This window comes from Moritella viscosa, assembly GCF_900120065.1.
Taxonomy (GTDB): domain Bacteria; phylum Pseudomonadota; class Gammaproteobacteria; order Enterobacterales; family Moritellaceae; genus Moritella; species Moritella viscosa.
This window is the reverse complement of sequence record NZ_FPLG01000156.1, coordinates 149,727-172,216: the sequence shown is the minus strand read 5'-3', so window position 1 is coordinate 172,216 and position 22,490 is coordinate 149,727. Positions and strand designations below refer to the sequence as shown.

Annotated in this window: 19 protein-coding genes; 13 read left to right on the top strand and 6 right to left on the bottom strand. The window is 40.8% G+C overall.

What is annotated here, in order from left to right; all coding sequences use genetic code 11:
* The 6 genes from rnm to BT797_RS22930 all read left to right on the top strand — a co-directional run bounded on the left by rnm (position 1) and on the right by BT797_RS22930 (position 4,790).
* Entirely contained in the window at positions 1-873 is an 873-nt protein-coding gene (gene rnm, locus BT797_RS22955; protein ID WP_045109441.1) for an RNase RNM, read from the top strand.
* A 64-nt stretch (positions 874-937) separates the two neighbouring features.
* Complete coding sequence (locus BT797_RS22950) at positions 938-1,558, top strand: L-threonylcarbamoyladenylate synthase (RefSeq protein ID WP_075473630.1); 621 nt, start codon at positions 938-940, stop codon at positions 1,556-1,558.
* Between the two features lie 3 nt (positions 1,559-1,561).
* A complete protein-coding gene (locus BT797_RS22945) occupies positions 1,562-2,347 on the top strand; it encodes a segregation and condensation protein A (RefSeq protein WP_045109443.1) in 786 nt (261 codons plus the stop codon).
* A 15-nt stretch (positions 2,348-2,362) separates the two neighbouring features.
* On the top strand, positions 2,363-2,929 hold the full coding sequence (gene scpB / locus BT797_RS22940; RefSeq protein WP_370429924.1) for an SMC-Scp complex subunit ScpB: 567 nt from the start codon (positions 2,363-2,365) through the stop codon (positions 2,927-2,929).
* A gap of 90 nt (positions 2,930-3,019) precedes the next feature.
* Positions 3,020-4,027: a 23S rRNA pseudouridine(2605) synthase RluB gene (rluB, locus tag BT797_RS22935; RefSeq protein ID WP_075473629.1), complete on the top strand. Its 1,008-nt coding sequence runs from the start codon at positions 3,020-3,022 to the stop codon at positions 4,025-4,027.
* 217 nt (positions 4,028-4,244) lie between these two features.
* Positions 4,245-4,790, top strand: a complete 546-nt coding sequence (locus tag BT797_RS22930) for a hypothetical protein (RefSeq protein WP_075473628.1) — start codon at positions 4,245-4,247, stop codon at positions 4,788-4,790.
* An 82-nt stretch (positions 4,791-4,872) separates the two neighbouring features.
* Here BT797_RS22930 and BT797_RS22925 read toward each other — a convergent pair whose 3' ends face one another.
* Positions 4,873-6,129 (bottom strand): mechanosensitive ion channel family protein, encoded by a 1,257-nt coding sequence (locus tag BT797_RS22925; protein ID WP_075473627.1) that lies wholly within the window; start codon positions 6,127-6,129, stop codon positions 4,873-4,875.
* A 222-nt stretch (positions 6,130-6,351) separates the two neighbouring features.
* On the opposite strand from BT797_RS22925, the gene nhaD reads away from it, so the two are divergent.
* A complete protein-coding gene (nhaD, locus tag BT797_RS22920; RefSeq protein ID WP_075473626.1) occupies positions 6,352-7,791 on the top strand; it encodes a sodium:proton antiporter NhaD in 1,440 nt (479 codons plus the stop codon).
* 83 nt (positions 7,792-7,874) lie between these two features.
* Here nhaD and BT797_RS22915 read toward each other — a convergent pair whose 3' ends face one another.
* Positions 7,875-10,019, bottom strand: coding sequence for an MFS transporter (locus tag BT797_RS22915; protein WP_075473625.1), 2,145 nt, complete (start codon positions 10,017-10,019; stop codon positions 7,875-7,877).
* 172 nt (positions 10,020-10,191) lie between these two features.
* Here BT797_RS22915 and BT797_RS22910 point away from each other — a divergent pair, with 172 nt between their 5' ends.
* Positions 10,192-12,624: a DNA polymerase II gene (locus tag BT797_RS22910; protein WP_075473624.1), complete on the top strand. Its 2,433-nt coding sequence runs from the start codon at positions 10,192-10,194 to the stop codon at positions 12,622-12,624.
* Positions 12,625-12,749: 125 nt separating this feature from the next.
* Here the strand turns inward: BT797_RS22910 and BT797_RS22905 are convergent, their stop codons facing one another.
* Complete coding sequence (locus BT797_RS22905; protein ID WP_075473623.1) at positions 12,750-13,376, bottom strand: arylesterase; 627 nt, start codon at positions 13,374-13,376, stop codon at positions 12,750-12,752.
* On the opposite strand from BT797_RS22905, the gene BT797_RS22900 reads away from it, so the two are divergent.
* Positions 13,375-14,118: an ABC transporter ATP-binding protein gene (locus BT797_RS22900; RefSeq protein WP_045109452.1), complete on the top strand. Its 744-nt coding sequence runs from the start codon at positions 13,375-13,377 to the stop codon at positions 14,116-14,118. The genes BT797_RS22905 and BT797_RS22900 overlap by 2 nt on opposite strands.
* Positions 14,115-16,631 (top strand): ABC transporter permease, encoded by a 2,517-nt coding sequence (locus BT797_RS22895; protein WP_075473622.1) that lies wholly within the window; start codon positions 14,115-14,117, stop codon positions 16,629-16,631. The genes BT797_RS22900 and BT797_RS22895 overlap by 4 nt, the downstream gene beginning before the upstream one ends.
* A gap of 67 nt (positions 16,632-16,698) precedes the next feature.
* On the opposite strand, the gene BT797_RS22890 is transcribed toward BT797_RS22895, so the two are convergent.
* Genes BT797_RS22890 through BT797_RS22880 form a run of 3 tightly spaced genes read right to left on the bottom strand, consistent with a single transcriptional unit; the run spans position 16,699 to position 19,042 of the window.
* Positions 16,699-17,904 carry an MFS transporter gene (locus BT797_RS22890; protein WP_211705612.1) on the bottom strand — a complete coding sequence of 402 codons (1,206 nt, stop codon included), beginning with the start codon at positions 17,902-17,904 and terminating at the stop codon, positions 16,699-16,701.
* A complete protein-coding gene (locus tag BT797_RS22885) occupies positions 17,901-18,308 on the bottom strand; it encodes a VOC family protein (RefSeq protein WP_045109453.1) in 408 nt (135 codons plus the stop codon). The genes BT797_RS22890 and BT797_RS22885 overlap by 4 nt, the downstream gene beginning before the upstream one ends.
* Positions 18,278-19,042, bottom strand: a complete 765-nt coding sequence (locus tag BT797_RS22880; protein WP_052678259.1) for a helix-turn-helix domain-containing protein — start codon at positions 19,040-19,042, stop codon at positions 18,278-18,280. The genes BT797_RS22885 and BT797_RS22880 overlap by 31 nt, the downstream gene beginning before the upstream one ends.
* Positions 19,043-19,203: 161 nt before the next feature.
* Here BT797_RS22880 and BT797_RS24020 point away from each other — a divergent pair, with 161 nt between their 5' ends.
* The 3 genes from BT797_RS24020 (at position 19,204) to BT797_RS22870 (ending at position 22,479) form a co-directional block, all read left to right on the top strand.
* The gene (locus tag BT797_RS24020) at positions 19,204-19,401 is read left to right on the top strand and encodes a hypothetical protein (RefSeq protein ID WP_045109454.1); all 198 of its coding nucleotides are present in this window, start codon (positions 19,204-19,206) and stop codon (positions 19,399-19,401) included.
* 268 nt (positions 19,402-19,669) lie between these two features.
* Positions 19,670-22,063, top strand: a complete 2,394-nt coding sequence (locus BT797_RS22875; RefSeq protein WP_244534306.1) for a bifunctional diguanylate cyclase/phosphodiesterase — start codon at positions 19,670-19,672, stop codon at positions 22,061-22,063.
* A gap of 17 nt (positions 22,064-22,080) precedes the next feature.
* Positions 22,081-22,479: a hypothetical protein gene (locus tag BT797_RS22870; RefSeq protein WP_075473621.1), complete on the top strand. Its 399-nt coding sequence runs from the start codon at positions 22,081-22,083 to the stop codon at positions 22,477-22,479.
* Positions 22,480-22,490 lie beyond the last annotated feature (11 nt).

The following is a 22,490-nucleotide window of genomic DNA, read 5'->3' as shown; positions in this document are numbered from 1 at the left end:
ATGATATACGATTTACATTCTCATACGACAGCCTCTGACGGTTCTTTAAGTCCCGCTGAATTAGTCCAACGTGCGGTTCTACATCGCGTTGATGTGTTAGCTATTACCGATCACGATACCACGGCTGGTCTCCAAGAAGCCCATGATACGATTGCAGCCAATCAATTGCCGCTTACTTTAGTTAATGGTGTTGAAGTTTCAACCAATTGGCAAAACCATGAAATTCATGTGGTTGGCTTAAATGTCGATCTCGAGAATACCGTGTTTCAGACATTCTTAGCAGAACAGCGTAATAAGCGTGAAGAACGCGCGGTTGAAATGGGGAATCGTTTAGCCAAAGCGCGTATTCCAAATGCGTATGAAGGTGCTAAAGCACTTGCTGGCGATGCCAGTATTACTCGCAGTCATTTTGCGAAATATTTGGTTGAGCAAGGCGTTGAAAATACCTTTCAAAATGTATTTAAACGTTTCTTAGCGAAAGGAAAAACTGGTTATGTGCCACCCAACTGGGCAACAATTGAACAAACGATCGAAATAATTCATCAATCTGGTGGGCAAGCTGTACTGGCTCATCCGCTGCAGTATAAACTGTCAACTAAATGGTTTAAAAGATTATTAGCTGCCTTCGAAGAAGCAGGTGGTGACGCTTTAGAAGTGGGTCAGCCACAACAAGGTATTACCGAACGTACTCAGTTAGCCAGTTATGGTCGTGATTATAATTTGTCCGGGTCTGTTGGATCTGATTTTCATCGGCCAAGCAGCTGGACTGAATTAGGTCGAAATTTATATATCCCTAAAGATTGTACCCCTGTGTGGTCGTCTTGGCCTGAAGGTGATGCGAAACCTGCCTCCGCAGTGGAGCAAGGCGCTTAAGTTTACCGAGTGGTAATTAAGGTGTGTCAGCGATGGTCATTAAATAGTTAAGGAGTAATAATTTATGAGTCAATTTTTCTATGTGCATCCTGATAACCCGCAAGCGCGTTTAATCAGTCAGGCGGTTGCTATTTTACGTAATGGTGGTGTGATCATCTATCCAACAGATTCTGGCTATGCGCTAGGTTGTCATATTGGTGATAAAACTGCGTTAGAGCGTATTTGTCAGATTCGTAAATTAGATAAAGAGCATAACTTTACCTTGTTGTGTCGTGATTTATCGGAATTGTCACTGTACGCACGTGTTGATAATCAAGCTTATCGTGCGCTTAAAAACAATACCCCTGGTCCTTTTACGTTCATTTTTAAAGGGACCAAAGAAGTGCCGCGCCGTTTAGTTAACCCTAAGCGTAAAACAATTGGTATTCGTGTACCAGACAATACAATTGCGTTAGCATTATTAGATGCGCTCGGTGAACCTATGATGTCGACGTCGTTAATCTTACCGGGTAACGAAGGTGCTGAGTTTGATCCAGAAGCGATCCGTGACCAACTTGAAAACAAAGTGGAACTTATCATCAATGGTGGTTACTTAGGCGAGCAAGCAACAACGGTTATTGATTATTCGGAAGGTGATGCCGTTATTCTTCGTCAAGGTGCCGGTGATGCATCCTCTTTCGTGTAACCAGTGGTAGAGTCTAGCACTGCTGTTGCCAAGGTTAATGGCGAACTATTACGTAAAGTACCGAAGGATTTGTTTATTCCGCCAGATGCGTTAAGTGTATTCTTAGACGCATTTGAAGGACCGTTAGATTTATTGCTGTATTTAATAAAAAAGCAAAAACTCGATATTTTGCAACTACCGATGCAAAAAATAACCGCACAGTATATGGAATACGTGGATCTAATGACTACGTTGAAAATTGAACTTGCCGGTGAGTATTTGGTAATGGCTGCTTTGTTAGCTGAAATTAAATCACGGCTGTTGCTTCCTAAATTAGTGGTGGCAGAAGAAGAGTTAGACGATCCACGTCTCGTGCTGATCCGACAGCTACAAGAATATGAAATCTTTAAGAACGCGGCTGAAAATCTAGATAATCAACCTAGGATCCAGCGCGATATTTTTGTTGCTAACGCCGAGCTACCTGAAAATATTACGACAACCCCGTTATTAGCTGAAGTATCTCTGCGTGACTTGGCGTATAATCTGCAAAAATTACTCAAGAAAGCAGAACACTTCGAGCATCATCAGATTCAACGCGAGGTATTAACCACACGTGAAAAGATGACCCATATACTGGCATTACTGGAAGATGGTAAAGTGCGAACTTTCCATCAAGTACTCGATCTTAAAGAAGGTCGACGCGGTATTGTAGTGAGTTTTCTGGCGATCCTTGAGTTACTTAAAGAGTCTTTAATTAGCCTTATCCAGAATAATCCTTTGGGTGAGATATACTTAAGTTTAGCCGAATAAGTATGAGACCTGAGTGTGAATACAACACCTTATAAACAGATTATTGAAGCGGCTATTTTTGTTGCTAAGAAACCGTTATCATTAGCGGCTTTATGCCGTGATGTACTTGGCGATGATGATTTAAGCCGTCAGCAAGTATCTGCCTACATTGCCGAGATAAATGCCGATTATCATGATAAAGGTATCGAGCTGGTGGAAGTCGCCAGTGGTTATCGCTTTCAAGCGCGTTCATATTTAACGCCTTGGTTGCAGCGTATGTTGCAAGATAAACCAGCAAAATATTCGCGTGCGACATTAGAAACATTAGCACTGATTGCTTATCGTCAACCCGTGAGTAGGGGGGATATTGAAGCAGTCCGTGGGGTCGCTGTAAGTAGCCAAACGATTCATACGCTTGAAGAGCGTGAATGGATCAAAATGATTGGCCGTAAGGAAGTACCGGGGAGACCGGCTTTGTATGCGACAACGACCCAGTTTTTGGATTACTTTGGTATTAAAAGTATCCAAGAATTACCCCCATTGGACGAAGCGTTATTGGCTAAATTAGCCGCCATGGACGAAGAAAAACAGTTAGATATTTAACGGTATCAAAAAGAACATTGTTAGATATTTAATACATACAACATTTTATAATTGCGAAATAAGATCGTAACTTAATATTTAGGAAAACTGATGAGTGAAAAGCTACAGAAAGTACTAGCACGTGCTGGTTTAGGTTCCCGTCGTGAGATGGAAGCTGTGATCGCAGAAGGCCGTGTCAGCGTTAATGGTGACATTGTGACATTGGGTAGCCGCGTTGAAGAAGCGGATAAAATACGTTTCGACGGCAACCCTGTAAGCGTGATTAAAGAAGAAGACGCTGTATGTCGTATTCTTGCATACCATAAGCCTGAAGGTGAGTTATGTACGCGTAAAGATCCAGAAGGTCGTAAGACTGTATTTGATCGTCTACCACCACTTAAGAGTGGTCGTTGGATCGCGATTGGTCGTCTAGATATTAATACATCTGGTCTGTTATTATTTACGACAGATGGTGAGTTAGCAAACCGTCTAATGCACCCTAGTCACGAAGTAGAACGTGAATATTCTTGTCGTATCTTTGGTGAAGTAACGCCAAAAATCATTCAAAACCTGCGTATGGGTGTTGAGTTAGAAGATGGTCCAGCTAAGTTCCAAAAGATTAAAGGTGTTGCTGCCGGTACTGGTGGTGAAGGTCTTAACCAATGGTACAACGTATTATTGAGTGAAGGGCGTAACCGTGAAGTACGTCGTTTATGGGAATCTCAAGGTATTCAGGTAAGTCGTCTTATCCGTATCCGTTATGGTTCATTAGTACTTGATCGTCGTTTACCACGTGGCGGTTGGTCTGAGTTAGCACTTGAAGAAATCAACTACTTACGAACTCTCGTTTCATTAGATCCAGAAACAACAGCACGTAGTTTAGAGCGTAAAGAAACACGTATTCGTCAAGGCCGTATCCGTCGTTCATTGAAAAATAATGACGCACGTCAAAAGCCGACTAAAAGCGGTCGATTGGGTAAAGAGATTGAAGAAATCAATGAACCTCGTGGTAAAGGTCGCACTAAACCTACTGGTTCTGGTGTACCTATCCACAAAGGTAAGAAAGGCCCAACTAAACAGCAACGAGGCCCTAAAGCGAAAAAACGTACTCGTATCTAATGACACGTTTTTAATTACAACGCGCTATTTATAACAAAATAGACGTGACTGTATAACGCGTTATCCCTGCCTGTAATCGGCACTGGGTTAACGCGTTTTTTTATGCCTTACTCTCTGTCACCTTACTGTCAAAAAACTGCAATACGTTAGTCATTAACAAGCTTTAATATCACAATTTAAATTGACGTGAAATTATTATAATTGGAAGGGTCCTAGAATGAAAAAAACGCTTGTACTAACGATGGCAATTTTACTTGGTGGCTGTGCAGCAACTGATAGAGCCTCAACTACATCATCCCAAATTGTAAATGCACAAACTGAACAATTCTTTGAAGTACACAAAGATGGCCGTATTTATCTGTTTAGCGATTTCGATCTTTATCAAGATTTCATGCAATTAGGTCACACTGCTTACTTTAAAGCATTCATTGGTGAAGGTCCGCATGGTGAAACACTTAAATTCGGCCTAACTGGCGAGCAGAAAAAGAAACTTGAAGGCGTGAAGCATGTCGATTTATATCAAGGTCAGCGTGAAGTAACTGGTCCTTTCTATGGCGAAATGTTCATGGATAATCGTTACTATGTATTTAGCTCGTGGGCAGACATGAAATTAACACGTGATTCTGGTGAAGCTGCATTACGCTTTAGTGACATCGGAGCAGGTCCTGGCGGTAAAACCGTTATTTACGTACTCAATAGTAAAAACAAAAAGCAGCGTCCAGACGCATTAATGGCAGAGTTTAAAGAAAAGCATCAGATCTGAACGTCGAGCCGATAAACGCTAAGCAAACGGAATACATGAAGTTGAATAAAAAGGTGGCGCTGATGCTCCACCTTTTTCGCTTCTATTGCTTCAAGATTGACTGTATATCATTGCCACTGGGTTGCTGAAAAGCGTGTAGGTCAAATGCAGGTAATACCGAGAAGATATGATCAAAGATATCTGATTGTATGTCTTCATAAAAAGCCCAACGTGTTTCATTGGTAAAAATATAGATCTCGATTGGCATGCCTTGTGTCGTTGGTGCTAATTGTCTCACCAATAATGTCATGTCTTTACGTACTTTCGGATGCTGCTGTAAGTAAGCTAACAAGTATGCGCGGAATGTCCCTATATTGGTCAAACCACGGCCGTTCACCGCTTTCTCATCTTCATTGAAATCCAAATTGAAAGTATTGATGTCAAAGTTTTTATCCGTGAGGTAGTTTTTTAATAAACGAATATTGCTAAGACGTTGTAACTCATCTTTGGTTAAAAAACGGATGCTTTGAATATCAATAAAGAGACTACGCTTGATACGACGGCCACCTGATTCACTCATACCACGCCAGTTCTTAAACGCGTCAGATACCAAGGCATAGGCAGGTAACATGGTAATGGTTTTATCAAAGTTACGCACTTTAACTGTAGTCAATGATACTTCTTCAACGGTCCCGTCAGCACCGTATTTATCCATTTGGATCCAGTCGCCTTTGGTCACCATCTGATTGGTCGCTAACTGAATACCCGCAACAAAACCTAAGATAGTATCTCGGAATATCAACATGATGAAACCTGTCGCCACACCCAGACCACTTAAAAAGTAGATCGGTGATTGATCAGATAAAATTGATACCATAATAATGCCGGCGACAAAGAACAGGAACAGTTTAAGTAATTGGGTGAAACTGGTAATAGGTAATCGTTGTGTGGCCTTATGCTTATCAGCTATCTCGGCAATGGCATTTAATACCGCATAAACCGCCCGTATAAATAGGATCACTAGCAGTGCGCTAAGAAGGCGACCAACAACTTCGGTGATAAAAGCTGATATTGAGGTAAATAGTGGTAGCAGTAGGTCAATGACGAGTAAGGGCACTAATAAAGCAAACTTCTCTAAAACACCATGCGCAACGAAGGTATCATCCCAAGTGACTTTAGAACGAACTGATACCACTTTCATGGCTTTAACGACAATACGTTTTACAATTAAATAGGATATGGCTGCGAAGCTCAAACATAATATCGCGAGTATGACATAGTAAGTATTTGAATCTGCACTATTTAACGTATCGCTGTCCGCGAGCCACTGAGAAATCACTAACCTAAGTTCTTTATCCAATGTAATTATCCTACTACTACAAATAAAACGACATAATATTCATTATGGTTGATGAATAGCAATAGCTATTGTGAAATTGATGACTTTGCGTTGAACTTATTAATTGATAAAGAGCATAAAAACGGCAACTAGGTCACTAAAAACGATTTTCCAATAGCCTCAAACAATTTTATAACATACATTAAACAGGTTTTTATCATTTTGAGAGGGAAGGCACATCACATGGCAATGAAGCTTATTTTAGTTATCTTGTTTGGACTAGCACCTGCTACGTTTGCGTTTGCATCGGGTGGCGGTGGAGAAATTATTGATCTTACTGCGTCCAGAATAGGCTATTTTGCTGTAATTATCTTTACCTGCGCATACTTGCTGGTAATGGCGGAAGAGCACTTACATTTACGAAAATCAAAACCAGTTCTCGTGGCTGCGGGTATTATTTGGGCCCTTATTGGTTGGCACTATGCTAGCTTAGGCATGTCAGATGTCGCCGAGGCCGCATTTAGACATAATCTGTTAGAGTATGCCGAACTATTGCTGTTCTTACTGGTTGCGATGACTTATATCAATGCGATGGAAGAACGCCAGTTATTTGATGCATTACGCAGCTGGATGTTAGGTAAAGGTCTCGATCTTAGGGGCTTATTTTGGTTAACGGGTATTCTCGCATTCTTTATTTCGCCGATTGCCGATAACTTAACCACGGCACTACTTATGTGCGCAGTGGTAATGAAAGTTGCCGGGGAAGACAAAAAGTTCATTAACCTTGCCTGTATTAATATCGTTGTTGCTGCGAATGCGGGTGGTGCGTTCAGTCCATTTGGTGATATTACAACGCTAATGGTATGGCAAAAGGGCATGGTCGAATTTAATGAATTCGCGGCGTTATTCTTACCATCTGTGGTTAACTTTATTGTACCTGCGGCGATCATGACGTTCTTTATTCCTAAAAATGCCAAGTTATCTGGTGTACAAGAAGTCGTACATACCAAACGTGGTGCCAAACGTATCGTCTTGTTATTCCTACTGACTGTTGCATCTGCAGTTGCTGCACACAGCCTGTTACACATGCCGCCAGTATTAGGCATGATGACAGGTTTGGGTTATCTACAATTCTTCGGTTACTTCCTGCGTAAAACGCTGCCAATATCGTTAGAGCGTAAACGTGCAAAAGCAGAACTTGCTCAGGACGAAAAAGCCTTGCAACAGCTTGGTGGTGTTGTGCCATTTGACGTATTTAACAAAGTTGCTAAAGCCGAATGGGATACCTTATTATTCTTCTACGGCGTGATCATGTGTGTGGGTGGTCTCGGCTTTATGGGTTACCTCAGTCTGGCTTCTGGCATTATGTACGGCACGTGGGATACCACAGTTGCTAACGTGGTAGTCGGTATTCTGTCTGCGATTGTTGATAATATTCCGGTGATGTTTGCGGTACTAAGCATGGAACCTGACATGTCATTGGGCCAATGGCTGTTAGTGACCTTAACAGCGGGCGTGGGCGGTAGTTTACTTTCTATTGGTTCAGCTGCTGGTGTAGCGCTGATGGGGCAAGCACGTGGACTGTATACGTTTGCAGGCCACTTACGCTGGGCGCCAGTCATTGCACTGGGTTATGCCGCGTCTATACTTTGCCATTTATGGCTGAATGATACGTTGTTTTAATTTATAAAAATTAAAGTTAGCACTAACTAAATACACTGTGTTTAGTTAGTGTTTTTCAATTCAGTTCATCTTTAATACAAGATTTAGCTACTCTTATCAACCTCATCCGCTTGCGTTTGTACCGCGTATTGTAATTGCTCTTCTAGTGCATCATGTTCAGGTTTATCCTTAATAGACATACTCAATTCACTGTCATCGAATACGTCAGAGCATTGTAATATCTCGACCATGTCGGATGCGACATCAGGAACGGAGTCAATCATAGTACTGGCGATATCGACGGCATATTCAGGGATACTTTCTGCAAGTTGACTCACGTATTCATTAACCGCACTTTCAATGTTGGCAGTTGCATCACCCGGTGTTGCTTCTTCACTTTCAATTAGGTTGCTGACGTAGGCTTCCGCGACCACATTTGATGACTCTGGTAACGCTTCTGATACCGCCAAAGCGAAGTCGGCTGATTGGGTTGGAGATACATCGGTTAAACGACTATACAGTTCGGTTGCGGTCTGTTCAGATGCGGCAGCAGCACGATCAACAGGACGCATTTCATCTAACGAATTAGATAGGTTGGTCATGTATTGGTCGGTCATTTCTAACAATTCTTCTTGGTTATCTTCAACCATATTTTCAGCTGCAACTTCCATTACATCAATCCCGTTGTCTGGCATTGAGTTGGCGATAGCAACAATAATATTGGTAAATTGATCTGGACGCTCGGTTGTGATCCAGTCGACTAATTCTTCAGCTTGTTCCGGAGAGGCGTTGGTAAGCGCTTCGGCAATATGAATGCTCATTTCTGGTGCGGCAGCGGTGATGGCGCGATACAGACGGCTAATATCAATTTCGTCAATGGTACTTAATGCCGCAGCTAAGTTTGAGGCATCATTTGGATCGCGCATGGCTAAGGTTTTTGCCATGTTGACAGCGGCGGCTGGATTGTTAGCGGCTAAACTAATCGCCACTTCAACTTCTGACGTTGGTTCAAAAGAAGGATGTGCATACTGGGTTCTAGGATCCAGTTCTGATGCCACACCTGATGGGGTTTGCATAATGAAGTTTTCTTGTTCATCACGTGGCAACGCTGTTTGCTTGACCATATTGCCGATGATAAAACCCAGTAAGGTAATCGCTGCCATGCTTATAAATGAAAACAGTGCTGCGCTACCAAACTGCTCCATGGCGATAGACGCGAGATTGGGACCCAGAATACTACCCAGTGCATAAATGAGTAATAACGATCCCATTGCCGCGAGGATCTGCTCTCGTAACACTTTATCGAAGGTTTCTGACATGCTCATCGGATAGAGGCAAGCGGTTAGCCCCATCACGACCGCAATCGTTAGCAGGGTGAGATTAAATTGTGATGAATTAATCAGTTGCGGTACTAGTAAAGATAATGCTGCAATGGTTAATACCATACCGATCATGGTTTTACGACGATCAAAATGATCGGACAAATAGGCTATCGGATATTGGAAAATAATAGCACCAAAGATAGATGCTCCCATGAAGATGGATAAACTGAAACCTTGAATACCATTATCATTGGCAAAAATAGGCAGCATGTTGACTAAGCCAGCATAAAGAAACCCGCCATAAAAACAACAGATAACACCGAGCGGTGATAACTTTATTATGGTCATTAATGACATAGACTGACTGTCTTCAATCTGTGGCCCTTGATGCTTGCTGATCACTATAGGGGTAATAGAAAGACTAAATAGAATACCGGATATAACAAACAAGGTGACATCGCTGATCGGTGCCACGTTCAGTAAAAATTGCCCAGAGAACAGTGCAGACATGATCACCATCTGGTTAATCGATAATATTCGTCCACGGCTTTCTTCTGTTGCACTATGACTTAACCAGCTATCGAGTGTGGCGTTGGCACAGGCCATACAAAATCCAGTGAGCATACGCATTGCAGCTAACATTAACGGCTCTGGATACAGGCCTGAAAGCAAGATTGCCACCGAGGTTAAGCTACCGCACATGGCAAATATACGAATGTGGCCAACCCGCTGTAATAGCGTTCGACTATAGATAGCACCCAGTAAGAAGCCCACTGACAGCATAGATAAGATGATACCTATGTTATCGACGCTGATACCGTCATTTTGCATGCGTACAGGCAATAGAATATTACTTAAGCCATAGCCAAGCATGAGCAAAAAGCCACTGATAAGTAGCAATATGAAAGGTTTCAGGGTCGTGGTCACAAGCGTGTTCTCTTTTCTATTTAATCTAAAATTGTTAATTAGTAATTTCTATAAGCTTTATAACATATAACTAACAATTGATGTTATCCGATTACGTCTTTGTGTAAATATTTTCACACCTCAAAAAATGCTGTACACTTAACCAGTCTTAAACAACTTTTTCTGGTCAATTTTGTCTGCTACATATCTGGGTTTTTTATTATCGCGCCATAGCCGTGATCGTAATGGTAACAATGAATTAAGCTACTGGTTAGCATCTGAAATGGGTGCGGTTAAACTGATCCCGGCAACCCAGCAGCTGGTGATGTTCATTCCTCAAGATCAACTTACCACTGCATTAGCTTGTTTAAGTGAGTTGAATCCGCGCTTTACCTTTAAAGACTTGAAAATGCGTAGCTTTGATTTAGAACTTATGAGCGCCTTTTATTTCCGTACTTCCCATGATTTTCACCGCGCACAAGAGTTATTAAGACGTAAGCTGGTTACGGTATTAGAAGCCGATATTCGCCCACCTGAGCGTTACTTAATGGAGCGTTTTATCAAAGGCGCAGTCGAGTTCACTGGTACGCCTGTACAACGTAAAGGCTATGTTGAATTTCAACAAGCACAGCTTAAACCAGCTGAACTGCCAGATAACTTAGTCGATAAAATAAAACAGATCTCACTGGATATCGAATGTTCAGAACACGGAGAGCTTTACTCTATCGGTTTGTATTCCCTAAGCCCTGCTTATTGCCCAGATGGTCAGCCCTTTAAACGGGTATACATGATAGGTGAGCAGCCTGAGCGCGATTTAGCACAAACTCCTGAAAGCGAGCCGTTAATCCATTGGGTTGCCGACGAGAAAAGTTTATTACTGGCGCTGCAAGCATTCGCGATCAGTTACGATCCCGACATTTTTATTGGTTGGAATGTAATTAACTTTGATTTCCGTTTATTAGCCCAACGTGCCACATTCCATAATCTTAAATTAGCATTGGGTCGAGGTGGGCAAAACCTGCATTGGCGAGATGGCCGTACCCCACAGCAACAAGGCTTTCTGACTTTACACGGTCGGGTGGTCGTTGATGGTATTGATAGTTTAAAAACGGCAACTTATAGCTTCCTAAGTTTTAGTTTAGAAAACGTGGCACAAGAGATTCTCGGTGTTGGTAAAGATACTGATGATGTCGATAATCGCATGGAACAGATTAACCACGACTTTCATTTTAACAAGGTAAAACTGGCGAAATACAACCTGCAAGATTGCGTCTTAGTGTGGGATATTTTTGTTAAAACCCGTTTGTTAGATTTTTTATTACTACGCTCGCAGTTAACCGGTTTAGAACTAGATCGTAACGGTGGATCGGTATTGGCGTTTACCAATGTGTATCTTCCTAAGTTACATCGCGCGGGTTATATCGCGCCAAATCTGCGTGAGAGTGGGGTAATGGCAAGTCCTGGCGGTTATGTGATGGATTCATTTCCTGGCTTGTATGATCATGTCATCGTACTGGATTTTAAAAGTCTGTATCCGTCAATTATTCGCACCTTTAAAATTGATCCGGTAGGGTTGCTAGAAGGGGTTCAAAACCCGACTGAGGCGATTCCGGGTTTCCGTGGTGGTTTGTTTGATCGTGAAAAGCATTACCTTCCCGATATTATTACCGAACTGTGGTCGCAGCGCGATCAAGCCAAACTCGATAAAGATGCTGCCCGTTCACAGGCCATTAAAATCTTAATGAATTCGTTTTATGGTGTGTTAGGGTCGGGCGGTTGTCGTTTTTATGATACTCGTTTAGCCTCGTCGATCACCATGCGTGGGCAAGAAATCATGCAGACTACCGCAAAATGGATCGAAGAGCAGGGATATAAGGTGATTTATGGCGATACCGATTCCACCTTTGTATTACTCGATGCCGCCAAGTTTACCGAGGGTGATCGTAGCGAACAAGCCGATCGCATGGGCAAAGAGCTGTCAGAATATATTAACCAGCAGTGGCAACGACACCTACGTGAAGATTACGATATCGACTGTTTCTTAGATATTGAATACGAAGTGCATTATCACAAGTTTTTAATGCCGACTATCCGTGGCTTGGATAAAGGCAGTAAAAAGCGCTATGCCGGATTAGTGAATACCAAAGATGGTGAAAAACTTATTTTTAAAGGGCTGGAAACCGTACGTACCGATTGGACTGACTTAGCCAAGATGTTCCAAATGGAGTTATACCATCGGGTATTTCATGGCTTAGCAGTCGAAGATTATGTGCTGGAAATTGTAGAAAGGACCTTAGCTGGTGAATTTAACGATAAGTTAGTTTATCGTAAGCGTTTACGCCAAGAATTGTCTGCTTATGTGAAGAACGTGCCGCCACATGTAAAAGCGGCGCGTGCTGCTGATGAGAAGAATCGCCAATTAGGGCAACCGTTACGTTATCAGCATAAAGCGTGGATCAGTTATGTGTTAACCCTAAGTGGCCCTGAAGCTGTCGAGCATCAACATTCGGTACTCGATTTTGAGCATTACATTGAAAAACAAATTAAACCCATTGCTGATGGTATCTTGCCTTTTATTGGCTTGAGTTTTGATTTGATAACCGATCAACAAATGGGATTATTTTAATCCTACCACAACTCCCCTGACAGTACTTTACCCGCATTTGTGAAACGTATCCTGACATATTAAGACAAACTAGTTTATCTTAATATGTTATGGATTTATCAACATGGGTTATTCATTCATCAATATTAGTTATGCTCACTATAAATGACGGCTAATTGTTTTGACATAATATCGGCAATTTTAGGTTGTGCAGTGCGGTTAGGGTGAATACCGTCGTTTTGCATTAAGCTTGGGTCGATAGCGATCTGCTCCATGAAAAACGGTAACACGGTAATGTCTTTTTCACTGCCAACCTGCGTAAATACATCGGTAAACATTTTACTGTAGCGTGGGCCATAATTAGGTGGAATACGAATATTCATCACATATACAGGAATATTCTGCGCGTGTGCTAGCTCTACCATTTTAGTCAGATTTTTTTTGATTAACTTGGGAGAAAAACCACGTAAACCGTCATTGCCACCGAGTTCGATGATCAGTGCATCAATGGATTGCTTAGCCAAAATACCCGGTAATCGAGACAGGCCGCCAGCGGTAGTTTCACCACTGATACTGGCATTGATAATATTATACGGGGCATTTTGCTTTACTAATTGTTGATTAAGCAGGGTTACCCAGCCTTCGCTTTGTGTCATGCCATAACTGGCACTAAGGCTGTCACCCAATAACAAGATTTTATGGTTAGCTGTGGCATACGCTGCAGGTAATAAGATAACTATCAATAATAATACTTTAAAGGCATTTTTAAACATGAAGCTAAATTCCGACGTTATATTAAAAGTAAGTGCCTTAACTAAATCAGTTAAAACAGAGGCTAAAATCCTCGATATATTATATCCGATGGATTTAACTGTGACCGCAGGTGATTCATTAGCGATTGTTGGTGCGTCTGGCTCTGGTAAGTCTACCCTATTGTCTATTATAGCGGGACTCGATTTACCTTCGAGCGGTGAAGTTTTTCTTAAAAATCAGCCATTGCACCAATTCAATGAAGAACAACGAAGTGCGGTTCGTGCGAAACATGTTGGTTTTATTTTTCAACAGTTCTTACTTATCAATAGCTTAACAGCATTGGAAAATATCATGTTACCGGCTGAGTTAGCTGGTATGGATAATCCCGAACAATTGGCGCGAGAATTATTAGCCAAAGTTGATTTAACGGACAGAGCCGAACATTACCCATCACAATTGTCGGGTGGTGAGCAGCAACGAGTGGCGATTGCCCGTGCCTTTATTTCTAAACCCGATATTCTTTTTGCCGATGAGCCGACAGGTAACTTAGACACTAAAACAGGGTTACATATTGCTGACTTGCTGTTTGAAATTAACAAGCAAGAGGGGACCACTTTAATATTAGTTACTCACGACCCTAAATTGGCCGCGCGTTGCCAGCGCCAAGTGATCATGGAAAGTGGCCAGTTAACAGAAGCGAATGTAGAGCCTTTGGTTGTTGAGCCTTTAGCTACAAAACAGCAGTTAAGTGAGTCGTTATGAGTTATTGGCGCAAACACTCCCTGCGTTTATTAAAACACGAATTAAAACGCGGGGAACTGACGATCATCTTACTGGCGATCGTATTAGCTGTGTCTGCGGTATTTGCTTTGTCGGGTTTTTCTAGCCGTGTTAAACAAGCATTAACCGCCGAGAGTAGTACCTTTATTGCTGCTGACAGAGTATTGGATACCGGTAGTGTTATTGAGCCAGCCGTATTGGCCAAAGCGACCAGTTTACAGTTAGCCCAAGCTCAGCAGATACAAATGTCATCGATGGTATTCACTGATAATCAGATGGCATTGGCAGCTTTGTCGGCGGTGTCGGATACCTATCCATTACGTGGTAAATTATTGGTAAGTCCGTCGTTAGATGCCTCACAAGCGGTTGCGGCTAATTCACCGAAATCCGGTGAAGCTTGGTTAGAAGCGAAAGGATTAAGACAGTTAGGCATTAAGCTTGGCGATAGCATTGAAGTCGGCGTCATGCGTTTTAAAGTCACAGGGGTGATCACGCAAATACCGGATGCGTCGTTTAGTGTGTTTAGTTCTGGTCCTGTGGTGTTTATTAATACTCAAGATGTACAGCGAACCAAGCTTATTCAACCGGGTAGTCGACTAAGTTATAAATACCTGTTCGCCGGAGAAGCCGACAATATTACCGCATTTGAGCAATGGTTCAAACCACAGTTGACTGATAACCAGCGCTGGTATGATATTAAATCACAAAATTCCCCCTTGGCGAGAGCGTTAACTAAAGCGGATAAATACTTGTCATTAGCTAGTATGCTGGGCATTGTTTTAGCCTCTGTTGCTGTTGCGGTCGCAAGCCGTCGTTATAGTCAGCGCCATCAATCTGTGGTGGCGGTGTTCAAAGCCATGGGCGCATCCAAGCGTTATGTGACTAAACTATATTGCCTGCATTGGTCGCTATTGAGTGTACTGAGTATCAGTTTAGGGCTAATTGTGGGCTATCTGATATTGAATATTGGTTTGTATGCCATGCGCGATTATCTTGATACTTCGAGCACAGGTAATATGGCATATCCCTTCTTAGTCGCGATTGTTACGGGCATTATTTGTGCTGTGGCTTTTGCAATCACGCCATTAAGAGAGTTGGTAAACACTTCGCCTATGACCCTGTTACGCGGTCGTGATAGTGGCGCTGAAAATAGTTTGTTGACGCGGCTGATAGGTCCGTTACCTGCGATATTCGCTATTTTTACGCTGCTGTATTTATTTAGTCAAGATGCGGTGCTCAGTGCTGCATTATTAATTGGCGGTATGCTGGTTGCATTCGTACTGCTCGTTATTGGTCGTTTGTTTATGTCTGCGGGACGTTCTGCGGGCAGTAAGGCTGGAAAATCGTGGCATTTAGCGCTAGCCAATTTGAAACGTCGTGCTAATGAAAATGCGGTGCAATTGATTAGCTTTACCATCGCTATTCAACTGCTATTGGTTATTGTGGTCATGAAGAATGGCCTCATTGATGACTGGCAGAAGCAATTACCGGATAACAGTGCCAATCGATTTTTAGTCAATATTACGGCCAGCCAAGTCGAGCAAGTAGACAATTTTGTTGATACGTTAGGCATTGAATCCAGCGGCCTATTTCCCGTTGTTCGTGGTCGATTAACCAAAATTAATGATGACCAAGTGACTAAACGTGTGAGTAAGGAAGAAACTAAATCTGCTGATAATGGTCGCCGTGGTGTGGGTCGAGAGCTAAACCTGACTTGGCGTGATGTGATCCCTTATGAAAATAGTTTAATTGCTGGTAGCTGGTGGCAGCCAGAAGATACCCGCGCGTTAGTGTCTATCGAATCGACATTAGCAGATAAGTTAGATGTCGCTGTCGGGGATAACTTAACTTTCCAATTGGGGAGTGAAGAAGTGCAAGTGACGGTAAGCAGTATTCGTAAAGTGAACTGGCAAACGCTGCAACCTAACTTTTACATGATCTTTAATCAGCATGTGTTAGCTGATTTCCCTGCAACTTATATTTCATCGTTATATGTGCCAGATGATGCAACTGATGCTTTGCAGGATTTTTTGAGCCAGTATCCGACCATTACCTTAATAGATGTGGACGCTATCATTACCCAGCTAAGAAGTGTGATAGGGCAAGTATCTATTGCCATTGAGTTTATTTTGGTGCTGGTGGTATTGGCTGGCAGTCTAGTATTAGTGGCGCAGGTACAAGCCACTATGGAAGAACGTGAACGTGAACTTGCTATTTTACGTACGCTTGGTGCTAGTGGACGCTTACTTCGTCATAGTGTGTTATTTGAATTTGTAGCCTTAGGCGCATTAGCTGGACTGATGGCGAGTATTGCCATGGAGCTGGGCGTGTATATTTTACAAAGTCGTATCTTCGAGATGCCAGGGACGTTCCATTTTCAGTATTGGTTGTTAGGGATAGGTGCAGGTGCGGGCTTTGTTGGTCTGATTGGTTTGCTTAGTTGTTGGCGTTTATTAAATATGTCGAGTGTGATGCTAATTAGGCGGACTATGTAATTTAAATTTATTCAACTAACCGAGACGCTGTGCCATTACGTTCATCATGGCACAGCTAAATGATCAGTTATCTGGCTGTTTGTATCTTAGTGTTTACTTTCGTATTAGGACGAGAAAGTATCACGAGTGCTGGGATTGCAGCCAGTGCGACGTACAGGCCAACAAACGCAAACCCTTTTGGAATTAATAATCCAATGATGAGCGGTGTTGCTCCACCAAATAATGATAGTGCGATGTTGTACCCAAAACCGAGCGAAATAATATCACCTTCGGACTCTTGCCATAATACCGCTGCCAGATTACCCAATAGCGCGCCTGAAATAAGTGTAAATAGGAAAATTGAAATCCCCATGTAAACCTGATCACCGCTTGAAAGCAGCAAGAATAATGGGATAGAGCAGAGAGCTAATGCGATACTCGAAAAACGGAATACTTGCGTTACAGAGCTATATTTGTCGGTAAACCAACCTACAAATGCTAACGTTGATAATAATAATAATGAGTTAATTAAAGGTAAATTTTCAATTTTTAACTCTTCGCCAATCATTTTACTGGCAAAGTTTTGGGTGTAAAAAATTACAGCGCCAATAATTGTCACCATAAATATACGGAAAATTAATCGCGAGCGCTGCATTGGTCGAATAACCGTTTTAACGAGTGGTAATGCTGGTAGAGACAAACGAACATACAGGCTCATAAGTGTATTTAAAACACCCACCAGTAATGGTAATCGCCAACCATAATTATTCATTTCTTCAACTGTTAATAGCTGATTTAAGGCGTAAACAACAACTAATGATATGACAACACCGGCTAATGAACTCGCGACAATTAGGCTACTGGTTTTGGATTTGTCTGCTTGGTCTGTACCTTGGTGTAGATAAGATATCAAGGTTGGGTATTCACCACCGAAACTAAATGCTTGTACAATTTGAAGTAATAAAAAGGCGACAACTATATATTTTCCAAGTGCTTCAACCGGCATGAACGCCATGCTCAAGGTGGCAAGGCCAATCATTAAGTTAGTTAATATTAATGCTGAGCGTACACCGTGATTTTTAGCATAATGGCCAATAACTAGCCCTCCGAGGGGGCGTACTAAAAATCGTAATGCGAATATTCCCCACACGACGTACTCGGCGTGCTCAATCCCCTGATGGGAAAATAAGACTGAAATGAAGCCTGAAATTGAGGCGAAAACCGCAATGTCATAAAACTCTAAGGCGTTACCTGTCACGGCTCCAATTTTTTGTTTCCATGTTAATCTGATCATTTTATTCCTTTAATATATTGATTAGTTTTAATAATTTCAATTTGATTACCATCTGGGTCATAGCAAAAAAAATAATTAAATGACCCTAATCGAGCTTGCTTGATCGGGGTTACGGTTGTCGTTGTCGATAATGCTTGGTGTATCTTTATTAAGTCATCGACTTCAATTGCTAAATGACGAATGCCAATGGCTTTAAGGTAGATTAAGTCTTCGTGATCTTGAGGCGATACAGCATCAGCAAAAGTAAACAATTCAATATGTGTGTTTCGGTTTTCCAGCAATACTATAGTGCACTGTTTATCTTGAAACTCTTGCTCAATGGTAAAGCCAAACTTGTGATAAAACGCGATGCTGGCAGTCAGCGATACGCATGTTATTGAGACATGATGTAGGCGTCCAGACATGCCAGCGTTACTCCCTGTATTCTTAGTGCGTTAAATAAGAAGGATAAAGGTAAGTTCGCACAATTGAATTTCTCTTTAATGACGTTCACGCGTTTGCGTTCATTTGCTTCACTGCAATGATGATAACGTGCGATTTCTTTAATACTTTTAAGCTCAAGTAAGCAATGAATAGTTGCCATTTCTTTGGCTGTTAATATTACATCTCCAAATTGAATTTTATTGGTATGCACTATTTTAGTTATTGGTAGTGTGGGAATACTGTTGTGTTGTAGATGATCAAACATAGGTAAAGTTATGTCTTTTTTATCGAACCAGAGTTGATTTGCTACTTTACTGACCTTAGGTTTCAGCTGACCAAGAGCCATAATTGCTGATGGGGATAAATGCTTATTAGAAGTAAATGAAAACAGTTCAAAATAATCATCGTGCTTTGTGCAAATATCAATTTTATTTGCGTTATGCAGATATTTTTTTGAAATGTTGCAGTGCTCATCGCTAAATGTATTCCACAAATGGACGCCATGGTGAAGCCGTTCATCTAAGCGACGATATAGCCCTGAATCCCAATATTGTAAATGCCATTCATATTTCGTTGATAAAGTTAAAACTGTGCGTTTTTTTATATTGATTATAGAAAAACTTATATGTTCTTTACTATCCTTGTATGTGAATATATCTGCAAAATTTTGACATCGTTTTTCGTTATCTAAATTATGAACGATCCAAGATCGCATCCTTCAATCTAATCACTTTGGGATAGATGGTACCTGCAAATCTGGGTTAATAACACTAAAATATACTTAAAAAGTCATATTTTTAGTATTGAGAACCCACGTTAAGTAACATTAGGTGAAATTCATTAACATATCTTTGTGCTCAATTATAGGTGTAATTTATGCCACTATTAAACGGGCCAATTGTTGGTATTATGCCATTCGTTAATGGGAACACTGTGTCTCAATTTAAACTAGCAAAGGTAAAAGGGATATTTATGGCTTTCTATTATTATGCAATATTGGCTGTCTTTATGATGCTCATGCCCTGTCTGTTTTTTGTTAATGGGATTATTAATTACAACCGTAATTCAAATTAAAGCTATTACTTATAAGCGTTGTCGAAGCATTAATTATTGACTTGGTTTAAGCACATAATTAGCGGAATCTGCTGTTAGATTTACTTTTAATTATAATAAACCTTATTCATTCTTATCTATGTGGATAATAGATTATTAAATGAACTGTGAGCATTCACATATAGATCTTCTATCGGTAAACTATTGCTCTTAATGATTATTTACTAATTTATTTAGCGATTACAGAGGTTACTGAATACAGTGATTTTTTGGAATCAAGGGGAATGGTTTGCCGATAATTCGACCAATGGTGTCTAGATTTCTTATTATTTTGATGATTGCGCTGATCCCCGCATTATCTTTTATGTCATATAATATTTGGCATGAATTTATGGCTGAAAAACAAAAAATACGTGATAAAGCATTTCTATTTGCTGAAAAGGTGGTAAAACAGCAAAAAAATAAAATTCGGTATACTAAAAATATCCTATTTAATTTAGCGGAAGACCAAGCCATACTTAACCCCGAAAACCCTAATTGTTCTCTGTTTATTTCTAGAATCCAACGCCTTAATCCTATTTTAACTGATATCAAAGTACCGCTAGCCAATGGTGACCTGCTGTGTAATGCGCTGCCATTGCAACAAACAACTAATGTTTCAGGCCGTTGGTACTTTCGTAATACCATTGAAAATGGTTTGTTTTCGATGAGTAAATTCCAGATTGACAGAGAAACTGGCCTCGCTTCAATGAACTTTTCGGTGCCAGTCTATGATAAAGATAACAATATTATAGCCGCTGCTGTGGCAGTTCTATCGTTAAAATGGTGGGGTGAACAATTAACAGATAATTTTTTCCCTAAAGATGGTGCTGCTTTTATTGTTGATCGCGACGGTCAAGTCGTCGCTTCACACTATGGTATTGCTACCGAAAATGAAAGTTTAGCCATGATCCTTACTGATTCACTGCCACAAAAAGAAGGTGTTTATGAAGTAAAGTCGGCAGATAATATACGCCGTTTAGTCGCCTATAAACCTATGTTTCCAGCCGATAGTGGTAGTGATGCATTTGTTCTTATTGCACTGCCGTTAGAAAGCGCTTATGCAAGAGTATATGCAGAATTACAAGAAAATATAATAGCCTTGCTATTTAGCTTAGCCACATTAAGTTTTATATTGCTCTGGGGTTCACGGGTTAAAATTATTCTTCCAATTTATCAACTGTTTGATACAGCCAAAAGTTTGATCTCTGAGCATTTAGAATATACAGAGTCAACGCAAAAAAATAAGGCTTTAGATAACAAATATAATAGTGAATTATGGGCTGTATCAGATCATTTTAATTTGGTTATTGCAGAGCAAAAGAAGCAGCGACAAGAATTGAAAGACTTAGTTTATCTCGACCAATTGACTCAACTACCAAATCGACACGCATTATTAAATAGTATCGAGAATAAACTTTCTTGTCCTGACGATAAATTCGCGATTGTTCTTATCGACATCGATAATTTTGGAGTGTTAAATGATCGTTTCGGGCATGATATTTGTGATGGTCTATTAGTCGAAATTGCTAATAAATTGCTTTCATTGTGCCAACACGATGAAGAGGTTGGCCGTTGGTGTGGTGATGAATTTGTTTATATTCTCCCTTCCCATAAGCGCGATCTTTTGGACCATAGAATTAATTCTATTTTAGCGTCGCTCTCTGAGCCTATTCAATTAGAGATTATTTCTTATGCTTGCCAGGCGCGTTGTGGCGTTGTAGTCAGTCATGAGTTAGCTATAAAAGATGCGAGTAAATTGATGCATTTTGCCGATTTAGCCGTATCAAAAGTGGGAGATAATAAGGCTTATAAGATTACTTACTTTAAACAAGATATGGAAACTGCAGGTCATGAGCGGTTCGAACTTGAGGCTGAGTTACGTCATGTAATATCGCGTGGTGAGCTACGATTACACTATCAACCTATTATTAATTTTAAAACGGGTAAATATGAACTAGCGGAGGCATTAGTCCGCTGGCAACATCCTCGTCGAGGTTTAGTTGAGCCATTGCAATTTATTGAATTGGCTGAAAGAACGGGATTGATTATTAATATTGGCCGTTGGGTTCTATGTGAAGCTATTCGTCAGTTAGCCATGTGGCGTAGTGATGAGCTAATTGATATTAATGAAGTGGCTGTAAATTTATCTCCAATACAGTTACAAGATAATGAGCTAATTCAGATGATTACGGCGACATTAATAAAGTATGATATTGAACCTAAATGGTTAACATTGGAGATCACTGAATCTGTGTTACTTGATGGTGGTGATGAAGCGTTAGCAACAATTGCCCAGTTTAGAAGCATGGGAATTAGAGTCGCGTTGGATGACTTTGGTACGGGTTACTCAAGCCTTAGCTACCTGTCTCGTATTCAGCTGGATAAAATCAAAATTGATCGTTCATTCGTTAATGAGATCGGTAATGCACGTGATGATATTTTAATTGAAACAATAATAACAATGTCGCATCGGATGAATTTAGCGGTTGTCGCAGAGGGGATTGAAACCGTATCACAATCAATGCTTTTGGAGAAATTAGATTGTGAATATGGGCAAGGTTACTATTTTAGTAAACCGCTTGAGGCTAGCGCTATAACAAAATTTTTTAAAACATTAAATGAACCTTGTATAAACTCATGAAGAATAAGGAAATCGTAATGAATAAAACGGTAATTAAATATGGCCTTATATTAGCTGCGCTGGTTAATATTGGTGGGGTACTTACGTTCTCGAAATTGTTTAGTAATACGGCAATTAATGATGCAGATCCAGTTGTGATGTCTAACTTTGGTTTAGTTATGATTGTGGTATGGGGACTGGCATATTTTGCTGCCGCGATGACTAAAGGTAATATTCGTTTGTTAGTCTCAGTTTTTGCGGTAGAAAAGCTGGTATACGTGGGCGCATGGGTGTATTGGTTAACAACAAATAACTTATTTAACTTGTACGAAGTAGATTTACTTGCCGGTATCTTTTATACCATTTACGGCTTAAATGATTTGTTGTTTATGGTGTTCTTTATCAAGGTTACTATGTATAAAGGCACTGATGTTTAATGATAAATTAG